Origin of the sequence: Mycolicibacterium chubuense (assembly GCF_001044255.1) — a bacterium.
Lineage (GTDB): Bacteria > Actinomycetota > Actinomycetes > Mycobacteriales > Mycobacteriaceae > Mycobacterium > Mycobacterium chubuense.
Window position 1 is genome coordinate 13,918 of the sequence record NZ_JYNX01000018.1, and the last position, 24,953, is coordinate 38,870.

At 70.4% G+C, this 24,953-nt stretch carries 22 protein-coding genes; 11 read left to right on the forward strand and 11 right to left on the reverse strand.

What is annotated here, in order from left to right:
- Positions 1 to 5 precede the first annotated feature (5 nt).
- The 4 genes from secE to rplA all read left to right on the forward strand — a co-directional run bounded on the left by secE (position 6) and on the right by rplA (position 2,679).
- Entirely contained in the window at positions 6 to 461 is a 456-nt protein-coding gene (secE, locus tag MCHUDSM44219_RS04050) for a preprotein translocase subunit SecE (RefSeq protein WP_048416949.1), read from the forward strand.
- Between the two features lie 48 nt (positions 462 to 509).
- A complete protein-coding gene (gene nusG / locus MCHUDSM44219_RS04055) occupies positions 510 to 1,343 on the forward strand; it encodes a transcription termination/antitermination protein NusG (RefSeq protein ID WP_048416950.1) in 834 nt (277 codons plus the stop codon).
- Positions 1,344 to 1,400: 57 nt separating this feature from the next.
- Positions 1,401 to 1,829, forward strand: a complete 429-nt coding sequence (rplK, locus tag MCHUDSM44219_RS04060; RefSeq protein WP_043405614.1) for a 50S ribosomal protein L11 — start codon at positions 1,401 to 1,403, stop codon at positions 1,827 to 1,829.
- A gap of 142 nt (positions 1,830 to 1,971) precedes the next feature.
- Entirely contained in the window at positions 1,972 to 2,679 is a 708-nt protein-coding gene (gene rplA / locus MCHUDSM44219_RS04065) for a 50S ribosomal protein L1 (RefSeq protein ID WP_048416951.1), read from the forward strand.
- Positions 2,680 to 2,982: 303 nt separating this feature from the next.
- Here rplA and MCHUDSM44219_RS04070 read toward each other — a convergent pair whose 3' ends face one another.
- The 5 genes from MCHUDSM44219_RS04070 to MCHUDSM44219_RS04090 form a co-directional block, all read right to left on the reverse strand.
- The gene (locus tag MCHUDSM44219_RS04070; protein WP_048416952.1) at positions 2,983 to 3,879 is read right to left on the reverse strand and encodes a cyclopropane mycolic acid synthase family methyltransferase; all 897 of its coding nucleotides are present in this window, start codon (positions 3,877 to 3,879) and stop codon (positions 2,983 to 2,985) included.
- Positions 3,880 to 4,021: 142 nt separating this feature from the next.
- Positions 4,022 to 4,903 carry a cyclopropane mycolic acid synthase family methyltransferase gene (locus MCHUDSM44219_RS04075; RefSeq protein ID WP_048416953.1) on the reverse strand — a complete coding sequence of 294 codons (882 nt, stop codon included), beginning with the start codon at positions 4,901 to 4,903 and terminating at the stop codon, positions 4,022 to 4,024.
- 112 nt (positions 4,904 to 5,015) lie between these two features.
- Positions 5,016 to 5,918, reverse strand: coding sequence for an alpha/beta fold hydrolase (locus tag MCHUDSM44219_RS04080; RefSeq protein WP_048416954.1), 903 nt, complete (start codon positions 5,916 to 5,918; stop codon positions 5,016 to 5,018).
- A complete protein-coding gene (locus MCHUDSM44219_RS04085; protein ID WP_048416955.1) occupies positions 5,918 to 7,315 on the reverse strand; it encodes an ABC1 kinase family protein in 1,398 nt (465 codons plus the stop codon). The genes MCHUDSM44219_RS04080 and MCHUDSM44219_RS04085 overlap by 1 nt, the downstream gene beginning before the upstream one ends.
- A gap of 135 nt (positions 7,316 to 7,450) precedes the next feature.
- On the reverse strand, positions 7,451 to 8,440 hold the full coding sequence (locus tag MCHUDSM44219_RS04090) for an oxygenase MpaB family protein (protein WP_048416956.1): 990 nt from the start codon (positions 8,438 to 8,440) through the stop codon (positions 7,451 to 7,453).
- 91 nt (positions 8,441 to 8,531) lie between these two features.
- On the opposite strand from MCHUDSM44219_RS04090, the gene MCHUDSM44219_RS04095 reads away from it, so the two are divergent.
- Positions 8,532 to 9,128 carry a TetR/AcrR family transcriptional regulator gene (locus tag MCHUDSM44219_RS04095; protein WP_048416957.1) on the forward strand — a complete coding sequence of 199 codons (597 nt, stop codon included), beginning with the start codon at positions 8,532 to 8,534 and terminating at the stop codon, positions 9,126 to 9,128.
- Here MCHUDSM44219_RS04095 and MCHUDSM44219_RS04100 read toward each other — a convergent pair whose 3' ends face one another.
- Both MCHUDSM44219_RS04100 and MCHUDSM44219_RS04105 read right to left on the reverse strand, forming a co-directional pair.
- Entirely contained in the window at positions 9,129 to 9,731 is a 603-nt protein-coding gene (locus MCHUDSM44219_RS04100; protein ID WP_048416958.1) for a DinB family protein, read from the reverse strand.
- Position 9,732: 1 nt separating this feature from the next.
- Positions 9,733 to 10,263: a DinB family protein gene (locus MCHUDSM44219_RS04105; protein ID WP_048416959.1), complete on the reverse strand. Its 531-nt coding sequence runs from the start codon at positions 10,261 to 10,263 to the stop codon at positions 9,733 to 9,735.
- A gap of 62 nt (positions 10,264 to 10,325) precedes the next feature.
- Between MCHUDSM44219_RS04105 and MCHUDSM44219_RS04110 the strand changes: the two genes are divergently transcribed.
- Positions 10,326 to 11,330 carry a helix-turn-helix transcriptional regulator gene (locus MCHUDSM44219_RS04110; RefSeq protein WP_048416960.1) on the forward strand — a complete coding sequence of 335 codons (1,005 nt, stop codon included), beginning with the start codon at positions 10,326 to 10,328 and terminating at the stop codon, positions 11,328 to 11,330.
- Here MCHUDSM44219_RS04110 and hutI read toward each other — a convergent pair.
- Genes hutI through hutU form a run of 4 tightly spaced genes read right to left on the reverse strand, consistent with a single transcriptional unit; the run spans position 11,273 to position 16,653 of the window.
- Complete coding sequence (gene hutI / locus MCHUDSM44219_RS04115) at positions 11,273 to 12,445, reverse strand: imidazolonepropionase (RefSeq protein WP_236695342.1); 1,173 nt, start codon at positions 12,443 to 12,445, stop codon at positions 11,273 to 11,275. The genes MCHUDSM44219_RS04110 and hutI overlap by 58 nt on opposite strands.
- Positions 12,436 to 13,764 carry a formimidoylglutamate deiminase gene (locus MCHUDSM44219_RS04120; protein WP_082162032.1) on the reverse strand — a complete coding sequence of 443 codons (1,329 nt, stop codon included), beginning with the start codon at positions 13,762 to 13,764 and terminating at the stop codon, positions 12,436 to 12,438. Before MCHUDSM44219_RS04120 ends, hutI begins: the two co-directional genes overlap by 10 nt.
- Positions 13,761 to 14,981 carry an allantoate amidohydrolase gene (locus MCHUDSM44219_RS04125; protein ID WP_048416962.1) on the reverse strand — a complete coding sequence of 407 codons (1,221 nt, stop codon included), beginning with the start codon at positions 14,979 to 14,981 and terminating at the stop codon, positions 13,761 to 13,763. The genes MCHUDSM44219_RS04120 and MCHUDSM44219_RS04125 overlap by 4 nt, the downstream gene beginning before the upstream one ends.
- On the reverse strand, positions 14,971 to 16,653 hold the full coding sequence (hutU, locus tag MCHUDSM44219_RS04130) for a urocanate hydratase (RefSeq protein WP_048416978.1): 1,683 nt from the start codon (positions 16,651 to 16,653) through the stop codon (positions 14,971 to 14,973). Before hutU ends, MCHUDSM44219_RS04125 begins: the two co-directional genes overlap by 11 nt.
- Positions 16,654 to 16,739: 86 nt before the next feature.
- Here hutU and MCHUDSM44219_RS04135 point away from each other — a divergent pair, with 86 nt between their 5' ends.
- From MCHUDSM44219_RS04135 to MCHUDSM44219_RS04155, 5 genes are all read left to right on the forward strand, one after another.
- The gene (locus tag MCHUDSM44219_RS04135) at positions 16,740 to 17,540 is read left to right on the forward strand and encodes an IclR family transcriptional regulator (RefSeq protein ID WP_048416963.1); all 801 of its coding nucleotides are present in this window, start codon (positions 16,740 to 16,742) and stop codon (positions 17,538 to 17,540) included.
- A gap of 66 nt (positions 17,541 to 17,606) precedes the next feature.
- On the forward strand, positions 17,607 to 19,142 hold the full coding sequence (gene hutH / locus MCHUDSM44219_RS04140) for a histidine ammonia-lyase (protein WP_048416964.1): 1,536 nt from the start codon (positions 17,607 to 17,609) through the stop codon (positions 19,140 to 19,142).
- A gap of 60 nt (positions 19,143 to 19,202) precedes the next feature.
- A complete protein-coding gene (locus MCHUDSM44219_RS04145) occupies positions 19,203 to 23,342 on the forward strand; it encodes a glycoside hydrolase family 38 N-terminal domain-containing protein (protein ID WP_048416979.1) in 4,140 nt (1,379 codons plus the stop codon).
- Positions 23,339 to 23,884 carry a DUF7158 domain-containing protein gene (locus MCHUDSM44219_RS04150; protein ID WP_109777582.1) on the forward strand — a complete coding sequence of 182 codons (546 nt, stop codon included), beginning with the start codon at positions 23,339 to 23,341 and terminating at the stop codon, positions 23,882 to 23,884. The genes MCHUDSM44219_RS04145 and MCHUDSM44219_RS04150 overlap by 4 nt, the downstream gene beginning before the upstream one ends.
- Entirely contained in the window at positions 23,884 to 24,792 is a 909-nt protein-coding gene (locus tag MCHUDSM44219_RS04155) for an ROK family protein (RefSeq protein WP_048416966.1), read from the forward strand. Before MCHUDSM44219_RS04150 ends, MCHUDSM44219_RS04155 begins: the two co-directional genes overlap by 1 nt.
- Positions 24,793 to 24,953 lie beyond the last annotated feature (161 nt).

Consider the following 24,953-nt stretch of genomic DNA (forward strand, 5'->3'; position numbering starts at 1 on the left):
ACGCGGTGAGCGACGAGCGCGACGGTGCCAGCTCCGCAGGCACCGACAGCGGCGCGGAGACCGACGGCGGTGACGCGCGCGCGCAGACCGCGGTCGTGACGCGCCCGCTGCGACCCACTGGCAAGCGGTCGCGGCGCGGGGCGGTGGCCGAGGTCGACACCGAGGACACCGACACGGAGCCCGAGACCGACAGCTCCGGCGGCAAGGACGACGGCAAGGGCCCGAAGGCGAAGAAGAAGACCGCCAAGAAGCCCAAGGACGGCCCGTCCCGCAACCCGTTCGTCTTCATCTTCAATTACCTGAAGGAAGTCGTCGCCGAGCTGCGCAAGGTCATCTGGCCGAACCGCAAGCAGATGGTCAGCTACACCACGGTCGTGCTCGTCTTCCTGGTGTTCATGGTGGCGCTGATCGGCGGGGTCGACCTGGGCCTGGCCAAGCTCGTGACGCTGGTGTTCGGCTGACCTGAGTCGGCCCACGCCACGCAATGACATCTGAGAGAGGACTGACACGTGACTAGCTTCGACGGCGACACTGCCGCGAGCGTGTCCGAGGCGCGCGCCGAAGCGGCCGATCCGGCGGTCGTGATCGCTGACGAGGCCGCCGAGCACCTCGACGAGAGCACCGCGGCCGAAGCGGTCGAGGATGCGCCCCTGGACATCACCGACGAGGCCGCGGAGGCCGACGACGCCGCCGAGGCGCCGGCCCCCGAGTCCGACGAGGAAGAAGACCCGGCCGTCGCGCTCAAGAAGGAGCTGCGCCTCAAGCCGGGTGACTGGTACGTCATCCACTCCTACGCCGGCTACGAGAACAAGGTGAAGGCCAACCTCGAGACCCGCGTGCAGAACCTCGATGTCGGCGACTACATCTTCCAGGTGGAAGTGCCCACCGAAGAGGTCACCGAGATCAAGAACGGCCAGCGCAAGCAGGTCAACCGCAAGGTGCTGCCCGGCTACATCCTGGTCCGCATGGAGCTCAACGACGAGTCGTGGGGCGCGGTGCGCAACACCCCCGGCGTGACCGGTTTCGTCGGCGCGACCTCGCGGCCCTCGCCGCTGTCGCTCGACGACGTGGTGAAGTTCCTGCTGCCGCCCGCGGCCGCGAAGAAGCCCGCCAAGAGCACGGCCGGCGCGGCCGCGTCCTCCGAGGCGTCGATGGAGCGCCCCGAGATCCTGGTCGATTTCGAGGTCGGCGAGTCCGTCACCGTCATGGACGGCCCGTTCGCGACGCTGCCGGCCTCGATCAGCGAGGTCAACGCCGAACAGCAGAAGCTCAAGGTGCTGGTGTCGATCTTCGGCCGCGAGACGCCTGTCGAACTGACCTTCAACCAGGTCGCCAAGATTTAAGCCGGGCCCCTCGGCCGCGAGGAAGCCCACGAGAAAGAAGAAGGAACGCACGCAACCATGCCCCCGAAGAAGAAGGTCGCCGGGCTGATCAAGCTGCAGATCCAGGCCGGGCAGGCCAACCCCGCCCCGCCGGTCGGTCCCGCGCTCGGCCAGCACGGCGTGAACATCATGGAGTTCTGCAAGGCCTACAACGCGGCGACCGAGTCGCAGCGCGGCAACGTCATCCCCGTGGAGATCACGGTCTACGAAGACCGCACCTTCACGTTCGCGCTGAAGACGCCGCCTGCCGCGAAGCTGCTGCTCAAGGCCGCCGGAGTGCAGAAGGGTTCGGGTGAACCGCACAAGACCAAGGTCGCCAAGGTGACCTGGGATCAGGTGCGCGAGATCGCCGAGACCAAGAAGGAAGACCTGAACGCCAACGACATCGATCAGGCCGCCAAGATCATCGCCGGCACCGCCCGGTCGATGGGGATCACGGTCGAATAAGACGGCGTGATCTCACGTTGAGACTGCGGTGAGGGCAGCGGGATCCGGCGACGGACCGCCCTGAGCGCAGGATCGACGAAGTAATCCGTGGGAGAGCTGGCATCGGCTCGTCAACCACTGACTCTGAACACAGGAGAGAACAATGAGCAAGAACAGCAAGGCCTACAAGGAAGCCGCCGAGAAGGTCGACAAGACCCGGCTGTACACGCCGCTGGAAGCCGCGAAGCTGGCCAAGGAGACGGGCTCGAAGAAGCAGGACGCCACCGTCGAGGTCGCGATCCGGCTGGGCGTCGACCCGCGCAAGGCCGACCAGATGGTGCGCGGCACCGTGAACCTGCCGCACGGCACCGGCAAGACCGCCCGCGTCGCGGTGTTCGCCGTCGGTGACAAGGCCGAGCAGGCAGTGGCCGCCGGCGCCGACGTGGTCGGCAGCGACGACCTGATCGAGAAGATCCAGGGCGGGTTCCTCGACTTCGACGCCGCGATCGCCACGCCCGACCAGATGGCCAAGGTCGGCCGCATCGCCCGCATCCTCGGCCCCCGCGGCCTCATGCCGAACCCCAAGACCGGCACCGTGACCCCGGACGTCACCAAGGCCGTGAACGACATCAAGGGCGGCAAGATCAACTTCCGCGTCGACAAGCAGGCCAACCTGCACTTCATCATCGGCAAGGCGTCGTTCGACGAGAAGTCGCTGGTGGAGAACTACGGCGCCGCGCTCGACGAGATCCTGCGCGCCAAGCCGTCGTCGTCGAAGGGCCGCTACCTGAAGAAGGTCGTCGTCTCGACGACCACCGGACCGGGCATCCCGGTGGACCCGGCGGTGACCCGGAACTTCACGGAGGAGTAGGCGCCAGCCGGATCCGACCATTGGCGCGAGGAGTAGGCACGGAGGAATAGGCCTCCCAGGAGTGCTTCTCGACCACCGCAACCGTCCGGCCTGACCCGAACCGCCGCCCCCCACGAACGGGGGCTCAGGTGCGCGGGCCGGACTTCGGGGGTCGCATCCCCCAGTGAACCCCGAAGTGGTGGCCGAGAAGCACCCCCGCGCAGCAACGTAGCACCGCAGACCGCGCTCGGCGCGGTCAACGACGAAAACGCAGCTAACAAAAATCCCCCGGGCCGAGGCCCGGGGGATTTTTGTGCGTACAGGTCAGGCAGCGGCACCGGACTTCAGGTAGGTGACCAGGCTGACGTCGATCGACTCGTCGATGAAGTAGTACTGGCAACCCTTCAGGTACCGCATGTAGTGCTGGTAGTGCTCCTCGTCGGTGGCCGCGATGGCCGTCTCCTTGTTGCTCTCCAGCCGGTCGGCCCAGATGCCCAGGGTTTTGATGTAGTGGTTGCGCAGCGACAGCGTCTCGGGGACCACGAAGCCGGCCTTCTCGCCGTGCTCGACCATCATCTGCGTCGTGGGCAGACGGCCGCCGGGGAAGATCTCGGTGAGCATGAACTTGATGAACCGGGCCAGCTCGAAGGTGAGCTTCTTGCCGCGCGCGGCCAGGTCGTAGGGGTGGTACCCCACGCTGCTCTGGATCGTCATGCGGCCGTCCTCGGGGAGCACCTCGAAGCACATCTTGAAGAAGTCGTCGTAGCGCTCGAAGCCGAAGTGCTCGAACGCCTCGATGGACACGATCCGGTCGACGGGGGAGTGGAACTGCTCCCAGCCTTCGAGACGGACGTCGAAGGTGCGCTCGGTGTCGAGCTTGGCCAGCAGCTGGTCGCAATAGGCCTTCTGGTTCTTCGACAGGGTCAGGCCGATGACGTTGACGTCGTACTTCTCCATCGCCCGCTGCAGCGTCAGGCCCCAGCCGCAGCCGACCTCGAGCAGCGTCATGCCCGGCTTCAGGTCGAGCCGGTCGAGGTGCTGGTCGACGTTGGCGATCTGAGCTTCCGACAGCGTGACGTCAGGACCGGTGAAGAAGGCGCAGCTGTACTTGCGGGTCGGGTCCTGGAAGACGCCGAAGAAGTCGTCCGACAGGTCGTAGTGAGCCTGGATGTCCTCGAAATGAGGAGTCATATCCTTCGTGCCGGTGGATTGGTCAGACATGTCTCTCTACGTCCCTCTACTTCGTGTGCTTCATGAGATGGTGCGGTTGCGACGACCGTACCGAAGCGCGGCCCTGCCTTGCTGCAAACACGCTTCTCGGGCGACCAGCCTATCTGGTGGCCGGTCGCCCGATCCAATCCGCTCAGACGGGTTGTTTGACCAGGGTGAACTGGTTGACGTCGGTGTATCCCTTGCGGAACGAGTCCGCGCACCCGGTCAGGTAGTGCATGTACCGGTCGTAGACCTCTTCGGACTGGACGGCGATCGCCTCGTCCCGGTGTTCCTGCAGCGCGGCCGACCAGAGATCGAGCGTGCGCGCATAGTGGGGCTGCAGTGACTGTTCGCGGGTCAGCGTGAACCCGGCCTTGCCCGCGTGCTCGCCGACGAGCTCGATGGTCGGCAGGTATCCGCCGGGGAAGATCTCGGTGAGGATGAACTTGATGAACCGCGCCACGGAGAACGTCAGCGGAATGCCGCGTTCGATCATCTGCGGGATCGTCAGCGCGGTGATGGTGTGCAGCAGCATCACGCCGTCGTCGGGCAGCACCCGGTAGGCGGTGGCGAAGAAGTCGTCCCAGCGGTCCTTGCCGAAGTGCTCGAAGGCGCCGATCGAGACGATGCGGTCCACGGGCTGGTCGAAGTTCTCCCAACCCTCGAGCCGCACCTCCTTGGTCCGCGGGCTGTCGGACTCGGCGAAGATCCGCTCGACGTGCGCCTTCTGGTTCTCGCTCAGCGTCAGGCCGATGACGTTGACGTCGTAACGCTCGATCGCCCGCATCATCGTGTAGCCCCAGCCGCACCCGACGTCGAGCAGCGTCATGCCCGGCTCGAGACCGAGCTTGCCCAGCGCGAGGTCGACCTTGGCGCGCTGAGCCTCCTCGAGCGTCATGTCGTCGCGCTCGAAGTACGCGCAGCTGTACATCTGCGACGGGTCCAGGAACAGCCGGAAGAACTCGTCGGACAGGTCGTAATGCGCCTGGACGTCGTCGAAATGCGGCTTCAGTTGTTTTTTGGTCGAGGCCATGAGTGGCTCCTTGGGGACGCTGCCCGAAGAGGTTCTCCTGAAACGGCGGTCACGCGTGCCCGACAGGCATGCTACGTCTTTTCGGAAAACTGTGAATTGACGGAGACGCAGGTCACATGGCCTGGACAAACGTCGTCTCGAGTTCGCCGACGATGTCGTCCCACAGTGGTTCGGGAAGCTCGTGACCCATGCCGTCGAACAGCACCAGCCGGGCGCCGGGGATCGCGCGCGCGATGGCGCGCCCGCCCGAGGGCCGCATCAGCTTGTCCGCCTTGCCGTGGATGACGACGGTCGGCGCGGTGGTCTGCCGGTTGTAGCGGCGCAGACTGCCGCTGCCCAGGATCGCCGCGAACTGCCTGCCGACGCCGGCCGGGTAGTAGGACCGGTCATAGCCCTCGACGGCCTCGGCGCGGATCACGTCGTCAGGGCGGGGAAAGCCGGGGCTGCCGATGATCTTGGTGACCCGGACCGCATTGTCGACGATCGCGTCGCGGTCGCTGCCGGCCGGCTTGCCCAGCACCGCGAGCAGCTGCTGCGGGCCGGGCGGGGGCAGCGCCGCCTGGTTGTTGCTCGAGAAGATCACGCCGAGGCTCCTGGTGCGCGCGTGGTGGCGCGCCCCGAACACCTGGGCGATCATGCCGCCCATCGACGCACCGACCACATGCGCTCGGTCGATGTCGAGGTGGTCGAGCAGCGCGGCCGCGTCGTCGGCCATGTCCTCGAGCGTGTAGGCCGCCGGGCTGGCCAGCCCGACGAACGACCGCGCCATCCGCGGCAGCAGCGGCGCGCCGGAGTGGTGGCCGGGCAGCTTGCCGGACAGCCCGACGTCGCGGTTGTCGAAGCGGATGACCCGTAGGCCCCGGTTGACCAGCTTCTCGCAGAACCCGCTGCGCCAGAAGATCATCTGCGCGCCCAGGCCCATGATCAGCACGACCGCCGGGTCGCCCGGATCGCCCATGTCCTCGTAGTGGATGCCGATCTCGCCGGACGGGGCGGTACCGGTGCGGACCTGCATCAGGCGTCCAGCTCCTCGGTTGTCTGCTCCTCGCGCAAGCGCTCGTCGGCGGAATGTTCCCGGGACACTTCCACCATGAAGTTGGCGAAGTAGCCCGTCAGGGAGGGGTCGCTCATCATCTGCCACGAGGGTGCGAGCAGCTTCATGTAGCGCTCGACATAGAGGAACTGCTTGCCGATCAGCACCAGCTCCCGGGGCAGCTTGACGTCGTAGGCCTCGGCGAGCGCGGAGAGCTGCTTGCCGATCTCGGCGTAGCTCAGATCGCCGAGCGATGTCATCGTCAACGGGGTCGCGAACTTCTCCAGGTCCTTGGCGGCCTCCGCCTCCGGTTTGACGGTGCCCACAGCGCCCATCAGCACGACGATCTTGCCCGCGGCCGCGTGGTCCTTCTTGACCAGCAACGCGTACACCAGCTCACGCAGCAGCCAGCGGGTGCGGGGATCGATGCGGCCCATGATGCCGAAGTCGAAGAACACGATCTTGCCGTCGTCGTCGACATAGAGGTTGCCCGCGTGCAGGTCGCCGTGGAACAGGCCGTGCCGCAGCCCGCCCTCGAACAGGCTGAACAGCAGCGCCTTGACCAGCTCGGTGCCGTCGAAGCCCTTCTTGCGGATCGCCGCGACGTCGTCGATGCGGGTGCCCTGCACGCGTTCCATCGTCAGCACCCGCGCACTGGTCAGATCCCAGTACACCTGGGGCACCCGGATGTTGGCGCCCAGCGGGGACGCATGCATGTGGGCTACCCACGCGTCCATCGACTGCGCCTCGAGCCGGAAGTCGAGTTCCTCGGCGAGGTTGTCGGCGAAATCGGCGACCACATCCTGCGCGGACAGCCGCTGGCCCAGCTTGGCTAACTCGACCAGCCGCGCGCCGCGCTTGAGGATCTGCAAATCCGCGGCGACCCGGCGGCGGATGCCCGGCCGCTGGATCTTCACCACGACCTCCTCGCCGCTGTGCAGCGTCGCGTAGTGCACCTGCGCGATCGACGCCGAGGCGAACGGTGTCTCGTCGAACGTCTTGAACAGGTTGGCCGGGTCGTCGCCGAGGTCCTCGACGAACAGCTTGTGGATCTCCTTCGGGTCCGCGGGCGGCACCCGGTCGAGCAGGCTGCGGAACTCCCTGCTCAGCGGTTCGCCGAAGGCGCCCGGGCTGGACGCGATGATCTGCCCGAACTTCACGTAGGTGGGGCCCAGGTCGGCGAAGGTCTGCGGGATCTGCTTCACGATCTTCTGCTGCAGGGAGCCGCGACCGGTCAGTTTCGCGGCGACGCGCGCGCCGGTGCGGGTGATCTGCCACCCGGTGGCTCCGATGCGGGCCGCCTCGACCGGCAGCGGGACCCGGTCGAGTCTGGCAACCTCGCGATGTTGGCTGTTGTCGGCTTTCCGCGTGGTGCTCATATCAGCAGTGTCCCAAAAAGCCCCGGTCGGCGAAAAAATGTGTGCACCGGGTCACAGTGGCCCACTTGCCGCGGAAGCGCATTCCTGGTCGCGATTCCTGCGCTGCAGCAGCCAGGAACGCTATTCCGCGGGGGCTCAGGCGAACGCGTCCTCGAGTTCCTCGCGGGTGCGCACCGGGTCGGTGCCCGGCCGATAGGTCGGCAGGGTGTGCGGCACGGTCGTCCCCGCCGCGACCCGCGCCTTGGCCTGCTCGAACTCCGGCGCCGCACCCGCGGCGAGATGGACGCCGTTGATGATCGACCACACCAGCGCGCGCCGGGCGGTGCGCTCGACGATGTTCGGGTTGCTGTGCTGGATCAGCCCCTGCGCCCACGACGGCATGGTGTCGCGGACGGCCCAGTTCAGCGCCGCCTGCGGCAGCGGCAGATGCGGTCCCGTCGCCATCGCGGTGCCGTAGGTGACCGCGAGCTTGGGCAGATAGGACTTCAGGCAGTCCAGCGTCTCGGCCTTGGTGGTCGGCAGGTCGGTTCCGCCCAGCGCGTGCCCGACCCGCACGAACTCGCCGTAGTAACGATCGATCTTGTTGCCGCGCAACGGGTTCGGATGGTACAGCTCGTGCGCGGTGGCGATCCCCCACACCACGGTCGCGTAGTTCCAGCGCAGCCACTCGGGATCGTCGGCGTCATAGCGCGCGCCGTCGGGGCGGGTGCCCTTGATGGTGTGGTGCATCGAGCGCACCGCGGTGGCCAGCCGCTCGGCCGTCTCGGTGGAGCCGTACGCCGTCCCGATGAAGAACGCGACCGAATGTCCGAGCCGGGTCAGCGCGCCCTTCGGGTCGATCTGCGGCATCGGGTCGTCGCGGGTGTCGTCGCGAACGAGCCGGGAGTGGTGCACGCCCATCCAGTAGATCGACGGGTCGAGGCGCTCGAGGAAGGCCGCGCACTGCAGGCCGAAGATCAGCGCGTGCATGTGGGAGTGCACATGCCACACCGCGCTGCCCGGCCCGAACCAGCCGGGATCCCCGACGGGCGCGGCGAACTCCATGCCCTTGAAGAAGCGGCGCCGCACGTCCTGGTCGAAACGCTGATTGAGCATCTGGCCGACGAGCTGGTGCGGCAGGAACATCGCATCCTCCAATGTGGTCACAGGTGTGGCCAGAATACAGTTTGGCGACGGATGTGACCAGAACCGGGCCGGCGCGGCTTAGGCTGACCGGGTGTCGAGTCCCACCCGGTGGGCGGGCGTCCCGCTCACCGACCGCCGCGCGGAGCGGCGCGAGCTGCTGGTCGACGCCGCCTACCGGCTGTTCGGCGACGGCGGGGAGGCCGCGCTCGCCGTCCGCTCGGTGTGCCGGGAGAGCGGGCTGAACTCCCGCTACTTCTACGAGAGCTTCGCCGACCTCGACGACCTGCTCGGCGCGGTGTACGACCGCGTCAGCGCCGAACTCGCGCAGGCGGTCGGCGCGGCGATGGCCACGGCAGGGGAGTCGCTGCGGGCGCGCACCCGGGCCGGGATGGCTGCGGTGCTGGAGTTCAGCTCCGTCGATCCGCGGCGCGGGCGCGTCCTGTTCACCGACGCGCGCGCCAACCCGGTGCTGACCGCGCGCCGCGCCGCGACCCAGGACCTGCTGCGCGAAGCCGTGCTGACCGAGGGCTGGCGGCTGCATCCCGACACCGACCCCGTCGCCGCCATGGTCGGCGCCGCGATGTACACCGGCGCGATGGCCGAACTGGCCCAGCAGTGGCTCGCCGGACACCTCGGCGACGATCTCGACGTCGTCGTCGACTACGCGCTGCAGCTGGTGCTGCGCTGACTACGGCGTGACGGCCGGCGTCCACGGCTTGAGCCAGTCCGTCTCCGGCCAGCCCTCGACACCCGCGAGCAGCTCGTAGAGCGTGGCGCCGTCGATGCTCTCGCGGATGATGTCGCCGTGTCCGGCGTGGCGGGCCAGCTCCTCGATCATGTGGAAGAACACCCACCGCACCGACCACGCCGCCACGTCCCTGGGGAACCACGGCGCGTCCTGCGGCACCGGCACCGCCGCGCCGAGGTCGGCCGTCTCGACCAGCCGGATCGTCTCGGCATTCTGGGCGTCGAACGCCGCCAACACGTCGGCGAGCGTCTCGTCCTCGCGCATCCTGAACTCGTCCTCCCAGTCGGCGGCCCTCTCCTCCATCGGGCGGCTGTCGTCCGCGACGGCCTCGGGGGCGGCGGCGACGCGTTCCATCCACCCGCGCTGACACGTGGTGACGTGTTTGATCAGCCCGCCGATCGACAGCGCGCTCACCGACGGCGTGGCGCGGGCCTGTTCGTCGGTGAGCCCGAACGCGATCGCGTGGAACGCGTGCTGCTGCGCGGTGAGGTACTCCCGCAGACCGGCGCGTTCGTCGGCGATGGGTGGGGGCATGGCGGCCATGTCAGCTCTCCTTCGGGTGGGTGTGGGTGTAGAGGTCACGCAGCAGCGCGATCTCGGCTCCGTGGTGGATGACTTCGCGGGTGATGTGCAAGACGAGCGTGATCATCGGCGCCTGTGCCCACGGTCCCTCGGCGGGTCCGACCGGTTGCGCCAGCCGTGCCTCGTCCAGGCCCCGCACCCCCTCGATCCAGCGCCGGTAGGCGTCGTCGAGCTGAGTCAGAGCCGTGGTGGCGTCGGTGGCGTAGGACCAGCTCTGGTAGTCGGCCGGCGGTCCGCCGAAGTGCGCGTGGTTGCGCATTGCGAGTACGCCGACGATGACGTGCGCCATTCGCCACGCGATCGTGGTGACGGGCTCGGGTCGGGGCGCCGGGAACGCGAAATCGATGCCGCCGTCGCGGTGCACGGTCCAGCAGCCGGGCACCGGCGCCCAGAAGTACTCGTCGTCGGCGAGGCCGTCCAGGCGGGGCCGCAACTGGGACCGCCAGTGCAGATCGAGCTGTTCGGCCAGTTCGGACACCACATCGATGCTCATGGATGTCACTGTCGCACCCGATGCGGACAGTTTCTGTCCTCAATGTGGGGCAGGATGGCGGCATGTCGGAAACGACCGGCCGGGTGCTCCAGCTGCTCGGCCTGCTGCAGGCCCGCCGCGTGTGGAGCGGCGAGGAGCTGGCCGAGCGGCTCGGCGTCACCACCCGCAGCGTGCGCCGCGACGTCGACCGGCTGCGCGAGCTCGGCTATCCCGTGCACGCCAGCACCGGCGTCGGCGGCGGCTACCGGCTGGGCGCCGGGGCCGCGCTGCCCCCGCTGTTGCTCGACCCGGACGAAGCGGTCGCGATGGCGGTGTGCCTGCGCGTCGCCGCGGGCGGCAGCGTCGCCGGGGTGGGGGAGTCGGCGCTGCGCGCACTGTCCAAACTCGACCAGGTGATGCCCGCGCGGCTGCGCTCGCAGGTCGCGGCCGTGCACCAGACGACCGTGACGCTGGGCACCCCCACCGAGACCCCGGTCGAGCCGGACGTCCTGATGACCCTCGCCCGGGCCAGCCGCGACCACGAGCACGTCACCGCCGGCTACGTCGACCTGCACGGCAACGTCACGCACCGCCGTGTCGAGCCCTACCAGCTCGTGACGACGGGACGGCGCTGGTATCTGCTCTGCTACGACCGGGACCGGTCGGACTGGCGCAGCCTGCGGCTGGACCGGATGTCCGACGTGCGCGCCCACGGCACCACGTTCACCCCGCGCGAGGCGCCCGACGCCGCGTCCTACGTGCGCCGGGCGATCAGCTCCTCGCCCTACCCCTACGTGGCCCGGGTGCGTTATTCGGCACCGCATGACATTGTGGCGCAGTGCTTTTCGACGGCTTCGGTGCACATCGAGCCGGACGGTCCGGACGCATGCATCCTCACCGCCGGGGCCGACGACCCGCAGCGGATGGTGCCGTGGCTGGCGCTGCCCGGCTGCGACTTCGAGGTGCTGGAACCGCCCGAGGTCGTCGAGGCGGTGCGCGTCGTGGCCGAGCGGATCGCCCGGGCCGCGCGTCAGTCCCCGACGCCGCCGCGCACGACGTCGCCGACGAGCGGGACGCCGGGCCGGTAGGCCAGGTGGATGTAGGAGGGGGCGTCGAGGCGGACGAGGTCCGCGCGTTTCCCGGCGGCGAGCACGCCGATGTCGTCGCGTCGCAGAGCCCTGGCGCCCCCCGCGGTCGCCGCCCAGAGGGCCTCGGCGGGGGTGAAGCCCATGTCCCGCACGGCCACCGCGATGCAGAAGCCCATGCTCGTGGTGTACGAGCTACCCGGGTTGCAGTCGGTGGCCAGAGCCACCGTGACGCCCGCGTCCAGGAATCGGCGGGCATCGGGCCACGGTGCGCGCGTGGAGAATTCGGCACCCGGCAGCAGCGTGGCGACCGTGTCGCCGGCGGCCAGGGCGTCGATGTCGGCGTCGGTGGCGTAGGTGCAGTGGTCCACCGACGCCGCCCCGAGTTCGACGGCCAGCCGGATCCCGTCGCCGGGGCCCAGCTGGCTCGCGTGCAGGCGGGGCACCAGTCCGACGTCGACGCCTGCCTTCAGGATGAACCGGGCCTCGTCGACGTCGAATGCGCCGCGGTCACAGAACACGTCGATCCAGCGGGCATACTCCCGGCACGCCGCCAGCATGTCGCCCGCCACCAGCCGGACGTAGGCGTCGCGATCGTCGCGGTATTCGAGTGGGACCACATGGGCGCCGAGGAACGTGGTCTCGGTGGTGACCGACGTGGCCAGCTCGAGGCTGCGCTGCTCGTCGACGGTGGTCAAGCCGTAGCCGCTCTTGGTCTCGAACGTGGTGACGCCGCCGCGGCGCAATTCGGCCGCGAGCCTTGCCACATTCGCCGACAGTGCCCCGTTCGAGGCGCTGCGGGTGGCCGCGACCGTGGCGGCGATGCCCCCGCCGTCGTAGGGCCGGCCCGCCATGCGCGCGGCGAACTCGGCGGACCGGTCGCCGGCGAAGACGAGGTGGGCGTGGCTGTCGACGAAGCCGGGCATCACGCTCGTGCCGCCGCAGTCGACGCGTCGATCTGCGCCGGGCGCTTCATGTTTCGGTCCCACCCAGGCGATGCGGTCACCGTCGACCAGCAGCGCGGCCCCGGTGATGACGCCGAGGGGGCTGCCGTCCCCGGCGGCCGGGTCGTTGGTGACGAGCTCGCCGATGTCGTCGTACAGAACGGTCACGACCACATCTCCCCGATGATCTCTGCCAGGGCGCGCCCGGCATCGAGGCGGTGGCGCCGGTCGGTGACGACGGTACGCCCGTCGACGACGACGTCGGTGATGTCGGCGGCCGACGCGGCGAACACGACGTTCTCGGCGGTGGCGCCGCCGCCCGCCGTGCGCACCGACGCGAGGTCGACGGCCACCAGATCGGCTCGCGCGCCGGGCTCGAGCCGGCCCGCGGTCGTCCAGCCCAGCGCCTGCTGGCCGCCGACGGTCGCGGCGTCGAGCAGTCGAGCCGCGGGAATCGTGCCGCGGCGACGGCCGGCGAGCCGTTCGTCGAGTTCGACGGCCCGCGCCTCTTCGAGGAGGTCGATCATCGCGTGGCTGTCGGTGCCCAGGCTGAACGGGCCCGGTCCTTCGAGTAGTGCTGGGGCGGGCCCGATTCCGTCGCCCAGATCGCGCTCAGTGGTGGGGCAGAAGCAGGTGCCGGTGGAGGTGGCCCGCATATCGGCGATGTCCTGTCGGGTCAGGTGCGTCGCGTGCACCGCGGTCGTGCGCGTCCCCAACACGCCGTGCTCGCGCAGCAGCGCGGTCGGCGTGCAGCCGTACACGGCCAGGCACTGCTCGACCTCGGCGACCTGCTCGCTGGAATGCACGTGCAGCGGCGCGTCGTACGCCTGCGCCCACGACGCGACCCGCGCGAGCTGTTCGGCGGGCACGGCGCGGACGGAATGCACTGCCGCGCCGACGAATACGTGTGGTTCGTCCTCGGTGGCCGACCGTAGCGCATCAGCTCGCTGGGCCCACCGGTCGGCATCGCCGTCACCGAACCGCAGCTGCGGACCGTCGAGGGGCTCGCCGGCCGGTCCCGCCGTCAGATAACAGGTGTCGAGCAGCGTGAGCCGGACACCGGCGTCGGCGGCCGCGGAGATCAGCGCCCGGCCCATCTCGTTGGGGTCGGCGTAGGGCACGCCGCCGGGGCCGTGGTGCAGGTAGTGGAACTCGCCGACCGCGGTGATACCCGCCGATGCCATCTCGGTGTACACCGCGCGGGCCAGCTCCAGGTAGCTCTGCGGGGTGAGGCGGTCGGCGATGCGGTACATCGCCTCGCGCCACGTCCAGAACGAACCGCCGCCACGCTGGGTGTGGGCCCGCAACGCGCGGTGGAAGGCATGCGAATGCGCGTTGGCCAGACCGGGAATCACCAAGCCCTGCAGGCATGTACCGGTGGGAGCCCGATCGGTGTCGACGGCGTCGATCACGCCGTCGGTCGTCGTGACGAGCACACCATCGGCGACGCGACCGTCGACCCAGGCGTGCTCACACCACCACGCGCCGCTCACCCGGTCACCCAGTCGGCCATCACGTCGGCCAGGGCGTGGGCTCCCAGCCTGCAGTCGGCGATCTCGGCGTACTCGTCGGGGGAATGCGAGATCCCGGTCGGGTTGCGCACGAACAGCATCGCTGTCGGCACCGTCGCCGACAGCACCCCGGCGTCGTGCCCGGCCTGCGTCGGCAGCACGGGGACGTCGCCGAGCCCCACGAGCGCGCGCACGATGCGCTCCCGCGGCTGATCGGGAAAGACCACGGCCGGGCTGACGGATTCGACGTCGACCTCCATTGAGATCCGGTCGCCCTCGGCGAAAGCGGACGCGTCGGCGGCGATCGCCTCGACCATCGCGGCCAGTGTGTCCTCGTCGGCGGCCCGCGCGTCCAGCCAGGCCTCCAGCTGCGACGGAATCGCGTTGGCGCCGTTGGGCGTCACGGCGAGCTTGCCGAACGTCGCGACGGCATCGTGCACGGTGGCCCGGTCGCGGGCCGCCCGCACCGTCGAGGCGAATGCCAGCATCGGATCACGCCGGTCGACCAGTCGCGTGGTGCCCGCGTGGTTGCCCTCGCCGCGGAACCGGAAGCGCCATCGTCCGTGCGGCCAGATCGCCGAGGCCACGGCGACGGGGCGATCCATCAGATCCAGTGCGCGACCCTGCTCGACGTGCAACTCGACATAGACACCGACCCGCTCGACCAGCCGCGGGTCGACGCCGACGTGTTCGGGATCCCTGCCCGCGGCCCGCAGCGCCTCGGCCAGTGTGATGCCGTCCGCGTCGCGCAGGTTCAGCGCGCGCTCGGCCGTGACGGCACCGGTGGACAACTGGGATCCGACGCAGGCCACGCCGAACCGGCCGCCCTCCTCGTCGGAGAAGGCGACGACCGCCACCGGGATCCGCGGGCTGACCCCGCGACCGATGAGGTCGTCGATCGCGGCGAACGCCGACACGATGCCCAGCGGTCCGTCGAACGCGCCCCCACCCGGCACGGAGTCCAGATGGGAACCGGTGACGAAGGCGCCCACGGGATCGCCGATCCAGCCGGCCGGCATCCACCACGCCCAGACGTTGCCGTTGCGGTCCTCCTCGACCGTCATCCCGCGACGGGCCGCCTCGCCGGTGAACCATTCGCGCAGCGTCAGATCGGCGGTGGTCCAGGCGAACCGGCGGTAACCGCCGGCGGGGTCACGGCCAATGTCGAGAATCGAGTTCCACAGGCCGTCAAACGTCATCTCGGCTGTCCTGCATCGGGATTCGAACCCCTCGCTCCGCGGCGACCCGGGTGGCGTACTCGTAGCCCGCGTCCACGTGGCGGATGACGCCCATACCGGGATCGTTGGTCAGCACGCGCTCGAGCTTCTGGGCGGCGAGCGCGGATCCGTCGGCGACGCACACCTGGCCGGCGTGGATGGACCGACCCATGCCGACCCCGCCGCCGTGGTGGATCGACACCCACGAGGCTCCCGAGGCGGTGTTCACCAGGGCGTTGAGCAGTGGCCAGTCGGCGATGGCGTCGGACCCGTCGAGCATCGCCTCGGTCTCGCGGTACGGGGACGCCACCGACCCCGAGTCCAGGTGGTCCCGGCCGATCACGATCGGCGCGGACACCGCCCCCGACGCCACCAGCTCGTTGAACTTGAGGCCCGCGCGGTGGCGTTCGCCGTAGCCGAGCCAGCAGATGCGTGCGGGCAGGCCCTGATACGCCACCTTCTCCCCGGCCATGGTGAGCCAGCGGCGCAGGTGCTCGTTGTCCGGGAACAGCTCCATCACGGCGCGATCGGTGACCTCGATGTCCTTCGGATCACCGGAGAGCGCCACCCAGCGGAACGGGCCGAGCCCCTCCTCGAACTGCGGACGGATGTAGGCCGGCACGAAGCCGGGGAAGTCGAAGGCCCTGTCGTAGCCGGCCTTGCGGGCTTCGTCACGGATCGAGTTGCCGTAGTCGAAGACCTCCGCGCCCTTGTCCTGGAAGCCCACCATCGCCGCGACGTGCGTGGCCATCGAGGCCTGCGCCTGCTCGGTGAACCAGGCCGCGTCCTTGTCGGCCATCGTCTTCATGTCCTCGAACGCGACCCCGATCGGCAGGTAGGACAACGGGTCGTGCGCCGAGGTCTGATCGGTGACGATGTCAATGGGCGCGCCCCGGTCGAGGAATTCGGGAAAGATCTCCGCGGCGTTGCCGAGCAGTCCGATCGACAGCGGCCGCCCCGCGTCGCGGGCCTCGACGGCCAGGCGCAGCGCGTCGTCGATCGACTCGGCGCTGGTGTCGAGGTAGCGCTGTTCGATGCGGCGCCGGATCCGACTCGGGTCGCAGTCGACGCAGATCGCGACGCCGGAGTTCATCGTGACGGCCAGCGGCTGCGCGCCGCCCATACCGCCGAGGCCGGCGGTCAGCGTGATCGTGCCGGCGAGTGTGCCGTCGAACCGCTTGCGCGCGACGGCGCCGAACGTCTCGTAGGTGCCCTGCAGGATGCCCTGGGTGCCGATGTAGATCCACGACCCCGCGGTCATCTGACCGTACATCATGAGCCCGGCCGCCTCGAGCTCGCGGAACTTCTCCCAGTTCGCCCAGTCGCCAACGAGATTGGAGTTGGCGATCAACACCCGCGGCGACCACTCGTGGGTGCGGAACACGCCGACCGGCTTACCGGACTGCACCAGCATGGTTTCGTCGTCCTCGAGTGTGCGCAGCGTGGCGACGATCGCGTCGAACGCCTCCCAGCTGCGCACGGCGCGCCCGGTGCCGCCGTAGACGACGAGTTCGTCGGGATGCTCGGCGACCTCCGGATCGAGGTTGTTCATCAGCATCCGCAACACGGCCTCCTGTTGCCAGCCCTTGCAGGTGATCTCGCTACCCCGCGGCGCACGCACGGGGCGCGGCGATGACGACGTCGTGGTTCCCATGGCGTCCAGCACACCCGACCGCGCACCATTGCTCCAGAGCATTCCAGCGGCTAGTGTCTCGTATCCGAGACGTGGAGGGGCCGCCGATGTCGAGCACCTCACCCGCCGTCGGCCGAGCCCTGGACGTGCTGCTGTACCTCGCGGGTAAGCCCGGTCCGGTGTCCGGTGCCGCGGTGGCCCGCGACCTCAGGATCCCGCGCTCGTCGACCTACCACCTGCTCGACGTGCTGATCGCGCGCGGATTCGTCGTGCATTTCCCCGACCGGCGCACCTACGGGCTGGGCATGGCCGCCTTCGAGATCGGGTCGGCCTACCTGCGCCACGAGCCGCTGGAGCTCCTCGCCCGCCCGGTGCTGCGGCGCCTGGTCGCCCAGGTCGGCGAGACCGCGCACCTCGGCGTCCTGCACGGCGCCGAAAGCCTGTACCTGCTCAAGGAGCAACCCGCCGTGGCCCGGATTCCGGTCACGCTGGTCACCGACGTCGGCGTCCGACTGCCCGCGCACCTCACCGCCAACGGGCGCTCCCTGCTGGCGCACCTGTCGGCGGCGCAGGTGCGGGCGCTGTTCCCGTCGACACGCGGGTTCGTCGACCGCACCGGCCAGGGCCCGGCCACGCTGCCCGAGCTCCGGCGGGTGCTCGCCGCGGAGCGACGGCAGCGGTGGTCCGAGGAGATCGGGCTCGTCACCGCGGGGCTGCAGTCCGTGGCGGCCTGCGCCTTCGATCATTCGGGCCGCCCCTGTGCCGCGATCAGCGTGACGTGGCGCCAGGACCACACCCGGGCATCGCACCCGGATCTGGTGCACGCGGTCCGCACGGCCGCGAGCGAGCTGACCGCGGCGTTGTCCGGGCACGGCCCGGAGGGCTGGTTCGACGCGCCGGGTGTCTGAGATCCGAGACACTAACTCCCCGGGGGCCGGTCCGGAACCGGGGCCGCACGCCCTAGGTTTGCGCACATGACAGTCACCGTCGGCATCGGTCCCGTCAGCTTCGACGACGTCGTCGCGGTCGCCCGGGCCGACGCTCCCGTCGTGCTCGCCGACGACGCGGTCACCGCGATCGAGCAGAGCCGCCGCCACATCGAGGCGCTGGCCGCCGATCCGACGCCGGTGTACGGGGTCTCGACCGGGTTCGGGGCACTCGCCACCCGGCACATTCCGCTGGACATGCGGACGGCCCTGCAGCGCAGTCTGATTCGCTCGCACGCCGCGGGCTCGGGCGCCGAGGTGGAACGCGAGGTGGTGCGCGCGATGATGCTGTTGCGGCTTTCGACACTCGCCAGCGGGCGTACCGGGGTGCGTCGCGAGACAGCCCAGGCTTACGCCAACCTGTTGTCCGCCGGGCTGACCCCGGTGGTGTACGAGTACGGAAGTCTGGGCTGCTCCGGCGATCTCGCTCCGCTGGCACACGTCGCACTCGCGGTCATGGGGGAGGGGCACGTCCGTGATCGGGACGGTGCGCTGCAGCCCAGCGCCGGCGCGCTGGTCTCCCACGGCCTGGAACCCGTCGTCTTCGCCGAGAAGGAAGGGCTCGCGCTCATCAACGGCACCGACGGCATGCTCGGACAGCTGATCCTCGCGCTCGCAGACCTGGACAACCTGTTCCGCGTCGCCGACATCGCCGCGGCGATGAGCGTCGAGGGTCAACTGGGCACCGACCGGGTGTTCGCCGAGGACCTGCAGCAGCTGCGGCCGCACCCCGGGCAGGCCGCGTCGGCGGCGAACATCCGGGCGCTGCTGGCCGACTCGGCGATCGTCGCCAGCCATCAGACCCCCGACTGCACATACGTGCAGGATGCGTATTCGCTGCGCTGCGCACCGCAGGTGGCCGGGGCGGGTCGGGACACCGCCGCGCATGCGCTAGCCGTCGCGGAGCGCGAAATGGCCAGTGTCATCGACAATCCCGTCGTCACCCCGGACGGCCGGGTCGAGTCCAACGGCAATTTTCACGGCGCACCGGTGGCCTACGTGCTCGACTTCCTCGCCATCGCCGTGGCCGATCTGGCGAGCATCAGCGAGCGCCGTACCGACCGCTTCCTGGACGTGGCCCGCAATCACGGGCTCAACGCGTTCCTGGCCCACGACCCCGGCGTCGACAGCGGCCACATGATCGCCCAGTACACGCAGGCCGGGATCGTCTCGGAGCTCAAGCGGCTGGCGGCACCGGCGAGCGCCGACTCGATCCCGTCCTCGGCGATGCAGGAGGACCACGTGTCGATGGGGTGGTCCGCGGCGCGCAAGCTGCGCCGCGCGATCGACGGTCTCGGTCGCGTACTGGCCGTGGAGGTGCTCACCGCGGCGCGCGGCATCGACATGCGCAGCCCGCTGACCCCCTCGCCCGCCACCGGTGCCGTGGTCGCGCTGCTGCGTCGGCACGTCGCCGGTCCCGGCCCCGACCGCTACCTGGCGCCGGAGCTGACGGCTGCCGTGGCGCTGGTGCAGTCCGGCGCGGTGGTGGCCGCCGCCGAAGGGGCGGCGGGGCCACTGCAGTAGGGGCGGAGACACTACGCCGAACGCGGGGGATCGGTGCGTGCGCGCCCGTAGGGTGTGGTGGTGCACGTCACCTCCGCGGAGTCGACGGATCTGTTCTCCGGCCCGCCCGACGCCGCGGTGCAGTTGGTCCGGGTCGCGTACCGCGCAGGGACCTCGCGAACTCCCGTGCAGGTGGAGGGACCCGGGCTGACGACGGTCGCCGAGGTCACCACCGGGCCAGGTGACGGCTTCGTCGAGGTCGCCGTGCGCGTCACCGATCCGGTGACCGGGCAGCGCCGTCCGGCGCGGGTGATCGCCGGCGACAGTTCCCTCGAGTTCGACTTCGTCGTCGCCGAGCCCGGCTGGACCATGTTCATGATCAGCCACTTCCACTACGACCCGGTGTGGTGGAACACCCAGGCCGCCTACACCAGTCTGTGGACCGAGGATCCGCCCGGCCGCTGCCGGCAGACCAACGGGTTCGACCTCGTCCGCGCACACCTCGAGATGGCCCGGCAGGACCCGGTGTACAAGTTCGTGCTCGCCGAGGTCGACTACCTCAAACCGTTCTGGGACACCCACCCCGAGGAGCGGGCCGACCTGCGCAGGTTCCTCGCCGAGGGCCGGGTCGAGATCATGGGCGGCACCTACAACGAACCCAACACCAACCTCACCGGTCCGGAGACCGCGATCCGGAACTTCGTACACGGCATCGGTTTTCAGCGCGACGTGCTGGGAGCCTCGCCGACGACCGCCTGGCAGCTCGACGTCTTCGGCCACGATCCCCAGTTCCCGGGCATGGCCGCCGACGCCGGCCTGACGTCGAGCTCCTGGGCCCGCGGGCCGCACCACCAGTGGGGACCGATGGCCACCGAGAACGGGCGGGCCGGTGACCCCGAACGCATGCAGTTCGCCAGCGAATTCGAGTGGATGGCGCCCTCGGGCCGCGGGCTGCTCACCCACTACATGCCCGCCCACTACGCGGCGGGGTGGTGGATGGACTCCGCACCGACGCTGGCCGAGGCCGAGGCGGCGACCTACGAGTTGTTCCGCCAGCTGAAGAAGGTCGCGCTGACCCGCAACGTACTGCTGCCCGTCGGCACCGACTACACCCCGCCCAACAAGTGGGTCACCGACATCCACCGCGACTGGAACGCCCGCTACACCTGGCCGCGGTTCGTGTGCGCGGTGCCGGGGGAGTTCTTCGCCGCGGTGCGTGCCGACGCCGCCGAGCGGGGCGTGACGCCCGCGCCGCAGACCCGCGACATGAACCCGATCTACACCGGCAAGGACGTCTCCTACATCGACACCAAGCAGGCCAACCGCGCCGCCGAGAACGCCGTGCTGACCGGCGAGCGGTTCGCGGTGTTCGCGGGCGCGCTGACCGGCGCCGCCTATCCGGAGGCGGCGCTGGCGAAGGCCTGGGTGCAACTTGCCTACGGCGCCCACCACGACGCGATCACCGGTTCGGAGTCCGACCAGGTGTACCTGGACCTGCTCACCGGGTGGCGGGATGCGTGGCAGCTCGGCCGCGGAATCACCGACCGTGCGCTGACACTGCTCTCCGACGCCGTCGACGCCACGGTGGTGGTCTGGAACCCGTTGGCACACAATCGGACCGATGTCGTCACCGTCTATCTCGACGAGCCGTGGCACGGCCGTGTCGTCGACGCCGACGGCGCGGCAGTCGCCGTGGTCGCCGAGCGCGACGGCCATGCGCTGACCTGGCTGGCCCGCGACGTCCCGTCGCTGGGCTGGCGGTCCTACCGGCTGGAGCCGGGCGACGCCGCACAAGACTGGAAAGCGCTGCCGGGCACCATCATCGCGAACGACATCCTCACGGTCGCGGTGGACGCGTCCCGTGGCGGGGGCGTCAGCTCCCTGGTGGCGGGCGGTCGCGAACTCCTGGCCGCGGGCCGTGTCGGCAACGAAATCGCCGTCTACGACGAGTATCCCGCGCACCCGACCGCCGGAGAGGGGCCGTGGCACCTGCTGCCGCGAGGCCCGGTCGTCACGTCGGCGCAGTCGCCGGCAGCGACGGTGACCCGGTACCGCTGCGACATCGGCGAGCGTCTGGTCGTCACCGGGGAGATCCCCGGGGTGCTGCGCTACACCCAGACGTTGACGCTGTGGCACGGCGTCGACCGCCTGGACTGCCGCACCACCGTCGACGACTTCATCGGCGAGGACCGACTGCTGCGGCTGCGGTGGCCCTGCCCGGTGCCGGGCGCCATGCCGGTCAGCGAGGTGGGCAACGCCGTGATCGGGCGCGGCTTCGCGCTGCTGCACGAACCGGGCTCGGCCGAGTCGGTCGACACGGCCGTTCACCCGTACACGCTCGACAACCCGGCCCACGGCTGGTTCGGCCTGTCTGCGACGGCGCGGATCCGGTTCCGCGGCACCGCGGCACGCGCGATCGCGGTCGCCGAGGTGGTGGTCCCGGCCGCCGCCGATGCGCCGCTGCTCGCCGCGGTCCGCGAGCTGATGGCCGCGCTCGGCCGCGCCGGCGTGACCGCGACCTGCAGCAGCGCCGACGCTCCCCGCTACGGTGACCTGTCGGTCGACTCGAACCTGCCCGACATCCGCATCAGCATCGGCGACAACGCCTTCACTGCAACGGTTCTGGACGCGCCAGCGGCGGCTGCCCGGGTGTGGGTGCCCGCCTCAGCGCCGCTGCGTGACGTTTGGGTGCCCGGCGCTGACCTGCGTGCGCCACGGGCGCTACCGGTTCTGGTGGTGGGCGCGGACGGGGACACCGTGGCCGCAGTCGCCGCACTGGTCGCCGACCTGGCCGATGGCGAGATCGGCGTCGACCAGGATGTGGCGCAGGAGTGCGCATCCCACACGGTCGCCATCGTCAACCGCGGGATCCCGGGCTTCGCCGTCGACACCGACGGCACGCTGCACCTGTCGCTGATGCGGTCCTGCACGGGCTGGCCGTCGGGCACCTGGATCGACCCGCCGCGCCGCACCGCCCCCGACGGCTCCGGCTTCGGGCTGCAGCACTGGACGCACACCTTCGACTACGCCGTGGTCACCGGAGCCGGTGACTGGCGCGACCTCGGAATGCCGGCGCGCAGCGCGGAATTCAACAACGAGCTGATCGCCGTCCGCGCGCACCACGATCCGCGCGGCGGAGGCCTGCCCGCGTGGGGGTCGCTGCTCGAGGTGCACCCCGCCGGCGACGTCGCGGTGGGTGCGATCAAGAGGGTGGGTAACCCCACCGCGCAGGGGAGTGCCCGGCGGGTCGGCCCGACCGACGACATCGCGATCCGGTTGGTCGAGACGCTGGGCCGCGGCGCGCAGGTGACGCTGCAATCCGGGCTGCGCACCGTCTCGGGGGCGGAGCGCCTCGATCTGAACGAAGAACCCGTCCAGGCGTCCACTGATGCGCTGCAGTTGGGCGGCTACGAGATCGCCACGCTGCGAACGCCGTTGAACCTGTCCCGGGTGCTCGACGCCGACGGTGCGCCGCTCGGGCCCGATGCCGAACCGGCCCAGCCGCTCTACAGCCGCTACTGGCTGCACAACCGCGGGCCCGCCCCGCTCGGCGGACTGCCCGCGGTCGCCCACCTGCATCCCCACCGACTCGTGCTCGATCACGCCGGACCGGTGTCGCTGCGGCTGACCGTCGCCAGCGACGCCACCGACGCCGCGCTGCACGGCAGGGTGCGCATCGTCGCGCCGCCGGACTGGACTCCCGACGGCGTCGAACTGCCTTTCGTCCTGCCGCCCGGTGAACACCTCGAGTCCGTCGTCGACCTGGACGTCCCCGCGACCGCCCCGCCCGGCTGGTACCCCGTGCGCGCCGAACTCGCGGCGACCGGCGCCGCGATCCCCGCGGCCTGGCACCAGACCGTCGAGGACGTGTGTCTGGTGTCGCTGGGGCGCCACGACGATCAGGTGCTGCGCATCGTGGCAGAGCCCGCTCCCGTGACGCTCGCGCCGGGCCAGACCGCACCGTTGCGGGTGACCGTCGCCACCGATGCCCACACCGACCTCGCCGTCGAGGCGCACCTGATCTCGCCGTGGGGGACCTGGGAGTGGTTGACGCCCAACGTCATCGGCGACGTCCTTCCGGCGCGGGGCTCGGTGGACCTGCGGTTCGACGTCACGCCGCCGCGGTGGGCGCAGTCCGGGCGCTGGTGGGCGCTGATCCGCGTGGCCTGCGCCGGCGAGATCGTCTACACCCCCGCGGTGTCGGTCGAGGTGACGCGGTGAGGGCAGACGTGGCGGCCACGGTCGCCGGCGAACCGGTGACGGTCGCCGAGGTGGACGCCCGCGAACGAGCGGTGCGCGCCCGCGCCCCCGAACACGCACTGCCCCGGCCGGGCACCCGGGAAGCACGGCAGCTGCGGCGCTGGCTCACCCAGGTGCTGGTGGCCGAGCGGGTGGTCGCCCACGAGGCCGGGACGCTGCGCGACGCCGACGCGCCGCCACACGCCGAACTGCTGCCCGACACCCTGGCGCACATGGAGATCGGCAGCGTCGCCGCGGCCACGCTCGCCGACCCGGTCGGGCGCGCGGTGTTCGCCGACGTCACGGCCGGGGTGGTCGTAAACACCGACGCGGTGGCCGACTACCACGCCCGAAACCCCGGCCGCATGCCGGAAAGCGCTGTCGTCGAACATCTCTGCGCGTCGGCGCGGCGACGCGCCTACCGTCGCTGGCTGGACGCCCGCTGCGCCGAACTGGTGCAGCTCGCGCCCGGCTACGAGCATCCCGGTGATCCGCGGCAGCCCGACCACACCCACAGCCACTGATGACCGCACCGATCCTGGCCCTCGACATCGGCGGAACGAAGATCGCCGCCGGTCTGGTCGACGCCGACGGCACCCTCACCCACCACGAACAGCGCCCCACCCCGCACGGTGACGCGGAGAGCGTGTGGGCGGCCGTCGCCGCGCTCCTCGCCGACGTCCGCGCCGCCTCCGGTACCGACGTGACCGCCGTCGGCGTCGGATCGGCAGGCCCCATCGACGTGCCCGCCGGCACTGTCAGCCCGATCAACATCCCGCAGTGGCGGGGCTTCCCCCTCGTCGCACGGGTGGCCGAGGCGACCGGGCTGCCGGTGCGCCTCGGCGGTGACGGCCTGTGCATGGCCATGGGGGAGTGGTGGCGCGGCGCCGGCCGCGACGCCCGCTTCCTGCTCGGCATGGTGGTGTCCACCGGCATCGGCGGCGGCCTGGTGCTCGACGGCACGCCGTACCACGGCCGCTCCGGCAACGCGGGTCACGTCGGGCACGTCGTCGTCGAACCCGGCGGCGACCCGTGCACCTGCGGAGGCCGCGGCTGCGCCGAGACCGTCGCATCCGGCCCGCACCTGGCCCGCTGGGCCCGCGACCACGGATGGCAGGCGCCGCCGGAAGCCGATGCGAAGGAACTCGCCGACGACGCGCTGCGCGGCCACCCGGTGGCGTTGCAGGCCTTCGCGCGCGGAGCCGACGCGCTGGCCCGGATGATCGCTTCGGTGGCCGCGGTCTGCGACCTGGACCTGGTCGTCATCGGCGGCGGCGTCGCGAAATCCGGCGCGTTGCTGTTCGACCCGCTGCGCGCGGCGCTGACGACGTACGCCGGGCTGGACTTCCTCGCCGGCCTGACCGTGGTGCCGGCCCGTCTCGGCGGCGACGCGGGACTGGTCGGCGCCGCCGCCCTCGGCCGTTTTGGCTGATCGGGCGGGGGCAGGCTATCCTGGCACGGTTCCACCGAAGACCGTCGGTCACCGAGCAATCGGTCGAAGGTCCGGACGTATCCGTTGTTCTTCGCGCAAGCGGCTCATCAGATACCCGGCGGCCCACGCAGGAGGACGAGGCTAGTACGTCTACGTGTGCG

Coding starts and splice junctions, on each gene's coding strand:
- MCHUDSM44219_RS04085 (WP_048416955.1), bottom strand. CDS start 7,315: ATGAGCACCACGCGGAAAGCCGACAACAGCCAACATCGCGAGGTTGCC.
- MCHUDSM44219_RS04135 (WP_048416963.1), top strand. CDS start 16,740: ATGTCGAGCACCTCACCCGCCGTCGGCCGAGCCCTGGACGTGCTGCTG.
- MCHUDSM44219_RS04080 (WP_048416954.1), bottom strand. CDS start 5,918: ATGCAGGTCCGCACCGGTACCGCCCCGTCCGGCGAGATCGGCATCCAC.
- MCHUDSM44219_RS04100 (WP_048416958.1), bottom strand. CDS start 9,731: ATGGCCGCCATGCCCCCACCCATCGCCGACGAACGCGCCGGTCTGCGG.
- MCHUDSM44219_RS04105 (WP_048416959.1), bottom strand. CDS start 10,263: ATGAGCATCGATGTGGTGTCCGAACTGGCCGAACAGCTCGATCTGCAC.
- MCHUDSM44219_RS04075 (WP_048416953.1), bottom strand. CDS start 4,903: ATGGCCTCGACCAAAAAACAACTGAAGCCGCATTTCGACGACGTCCAG.
- hutU (WP_048416978.1), bottom strand. CDS start 16,653: ATGGGAACCACGACGTCGTCATCGCCGCGCCCCGTGCGTGCGCCGCGG.
- MCHUDSM44219_RS04110 (WP_048416960.1), top strand. CDS start 10,326: ATGTCGGAAACGACCGGCCGGGTGCTCCAGCTGCTCGGCCTGCTGCAG.
- MCHUDSM44219_RS04125 (WP_048416962.1), bottom strand. CDS start 14,981: ATGACGTTTGACGGCCTGTGGAACTCGATTCTCGACATTGGCCGTGAC.
- MCHUDSM44219_RS04155 (WP_048416966.1), top strand. CDS start 23,884: ATGACCGCACCGATCCTGGCCCTCGACATCGGCGGAACGAAGATCGCC.
- MCHUDSM44219_RS04070 (WP_048416952.1), bottom strand. CDS start 3,879: ATGTCTGACCAATCCACCGGCACGAAGGATATGACTCCTCATTTCGAG.
- rplK (WP_043405614.1), top strand. CDS start 1,401: ATGCCCCCGAAGAAGAAGGTCGCCGGGCTGATCAAGCTGCAGATCCAG.
- hutH (WP_048416964.1), top strand. CDS start 17,607: ATGACAGTCACCGTCGGCATCGGTCCCGTCAGCTTCGACGACGTCGTC.
- MCHUDSM44219_RS04090 (WP_048416956.1), bottom strand. CDS start 8,440: ATGTTCCTGCCGCACCAGCTCGTCGGCCAGATGCTCAATCAGCGTTTC.
- rplA (WP_048416951.1), top strand. CDS start 1,972: ATGAGCAAGAACAGCAAGGCCTACAAGGAAGCCGCCGAGAAGGTCGAC.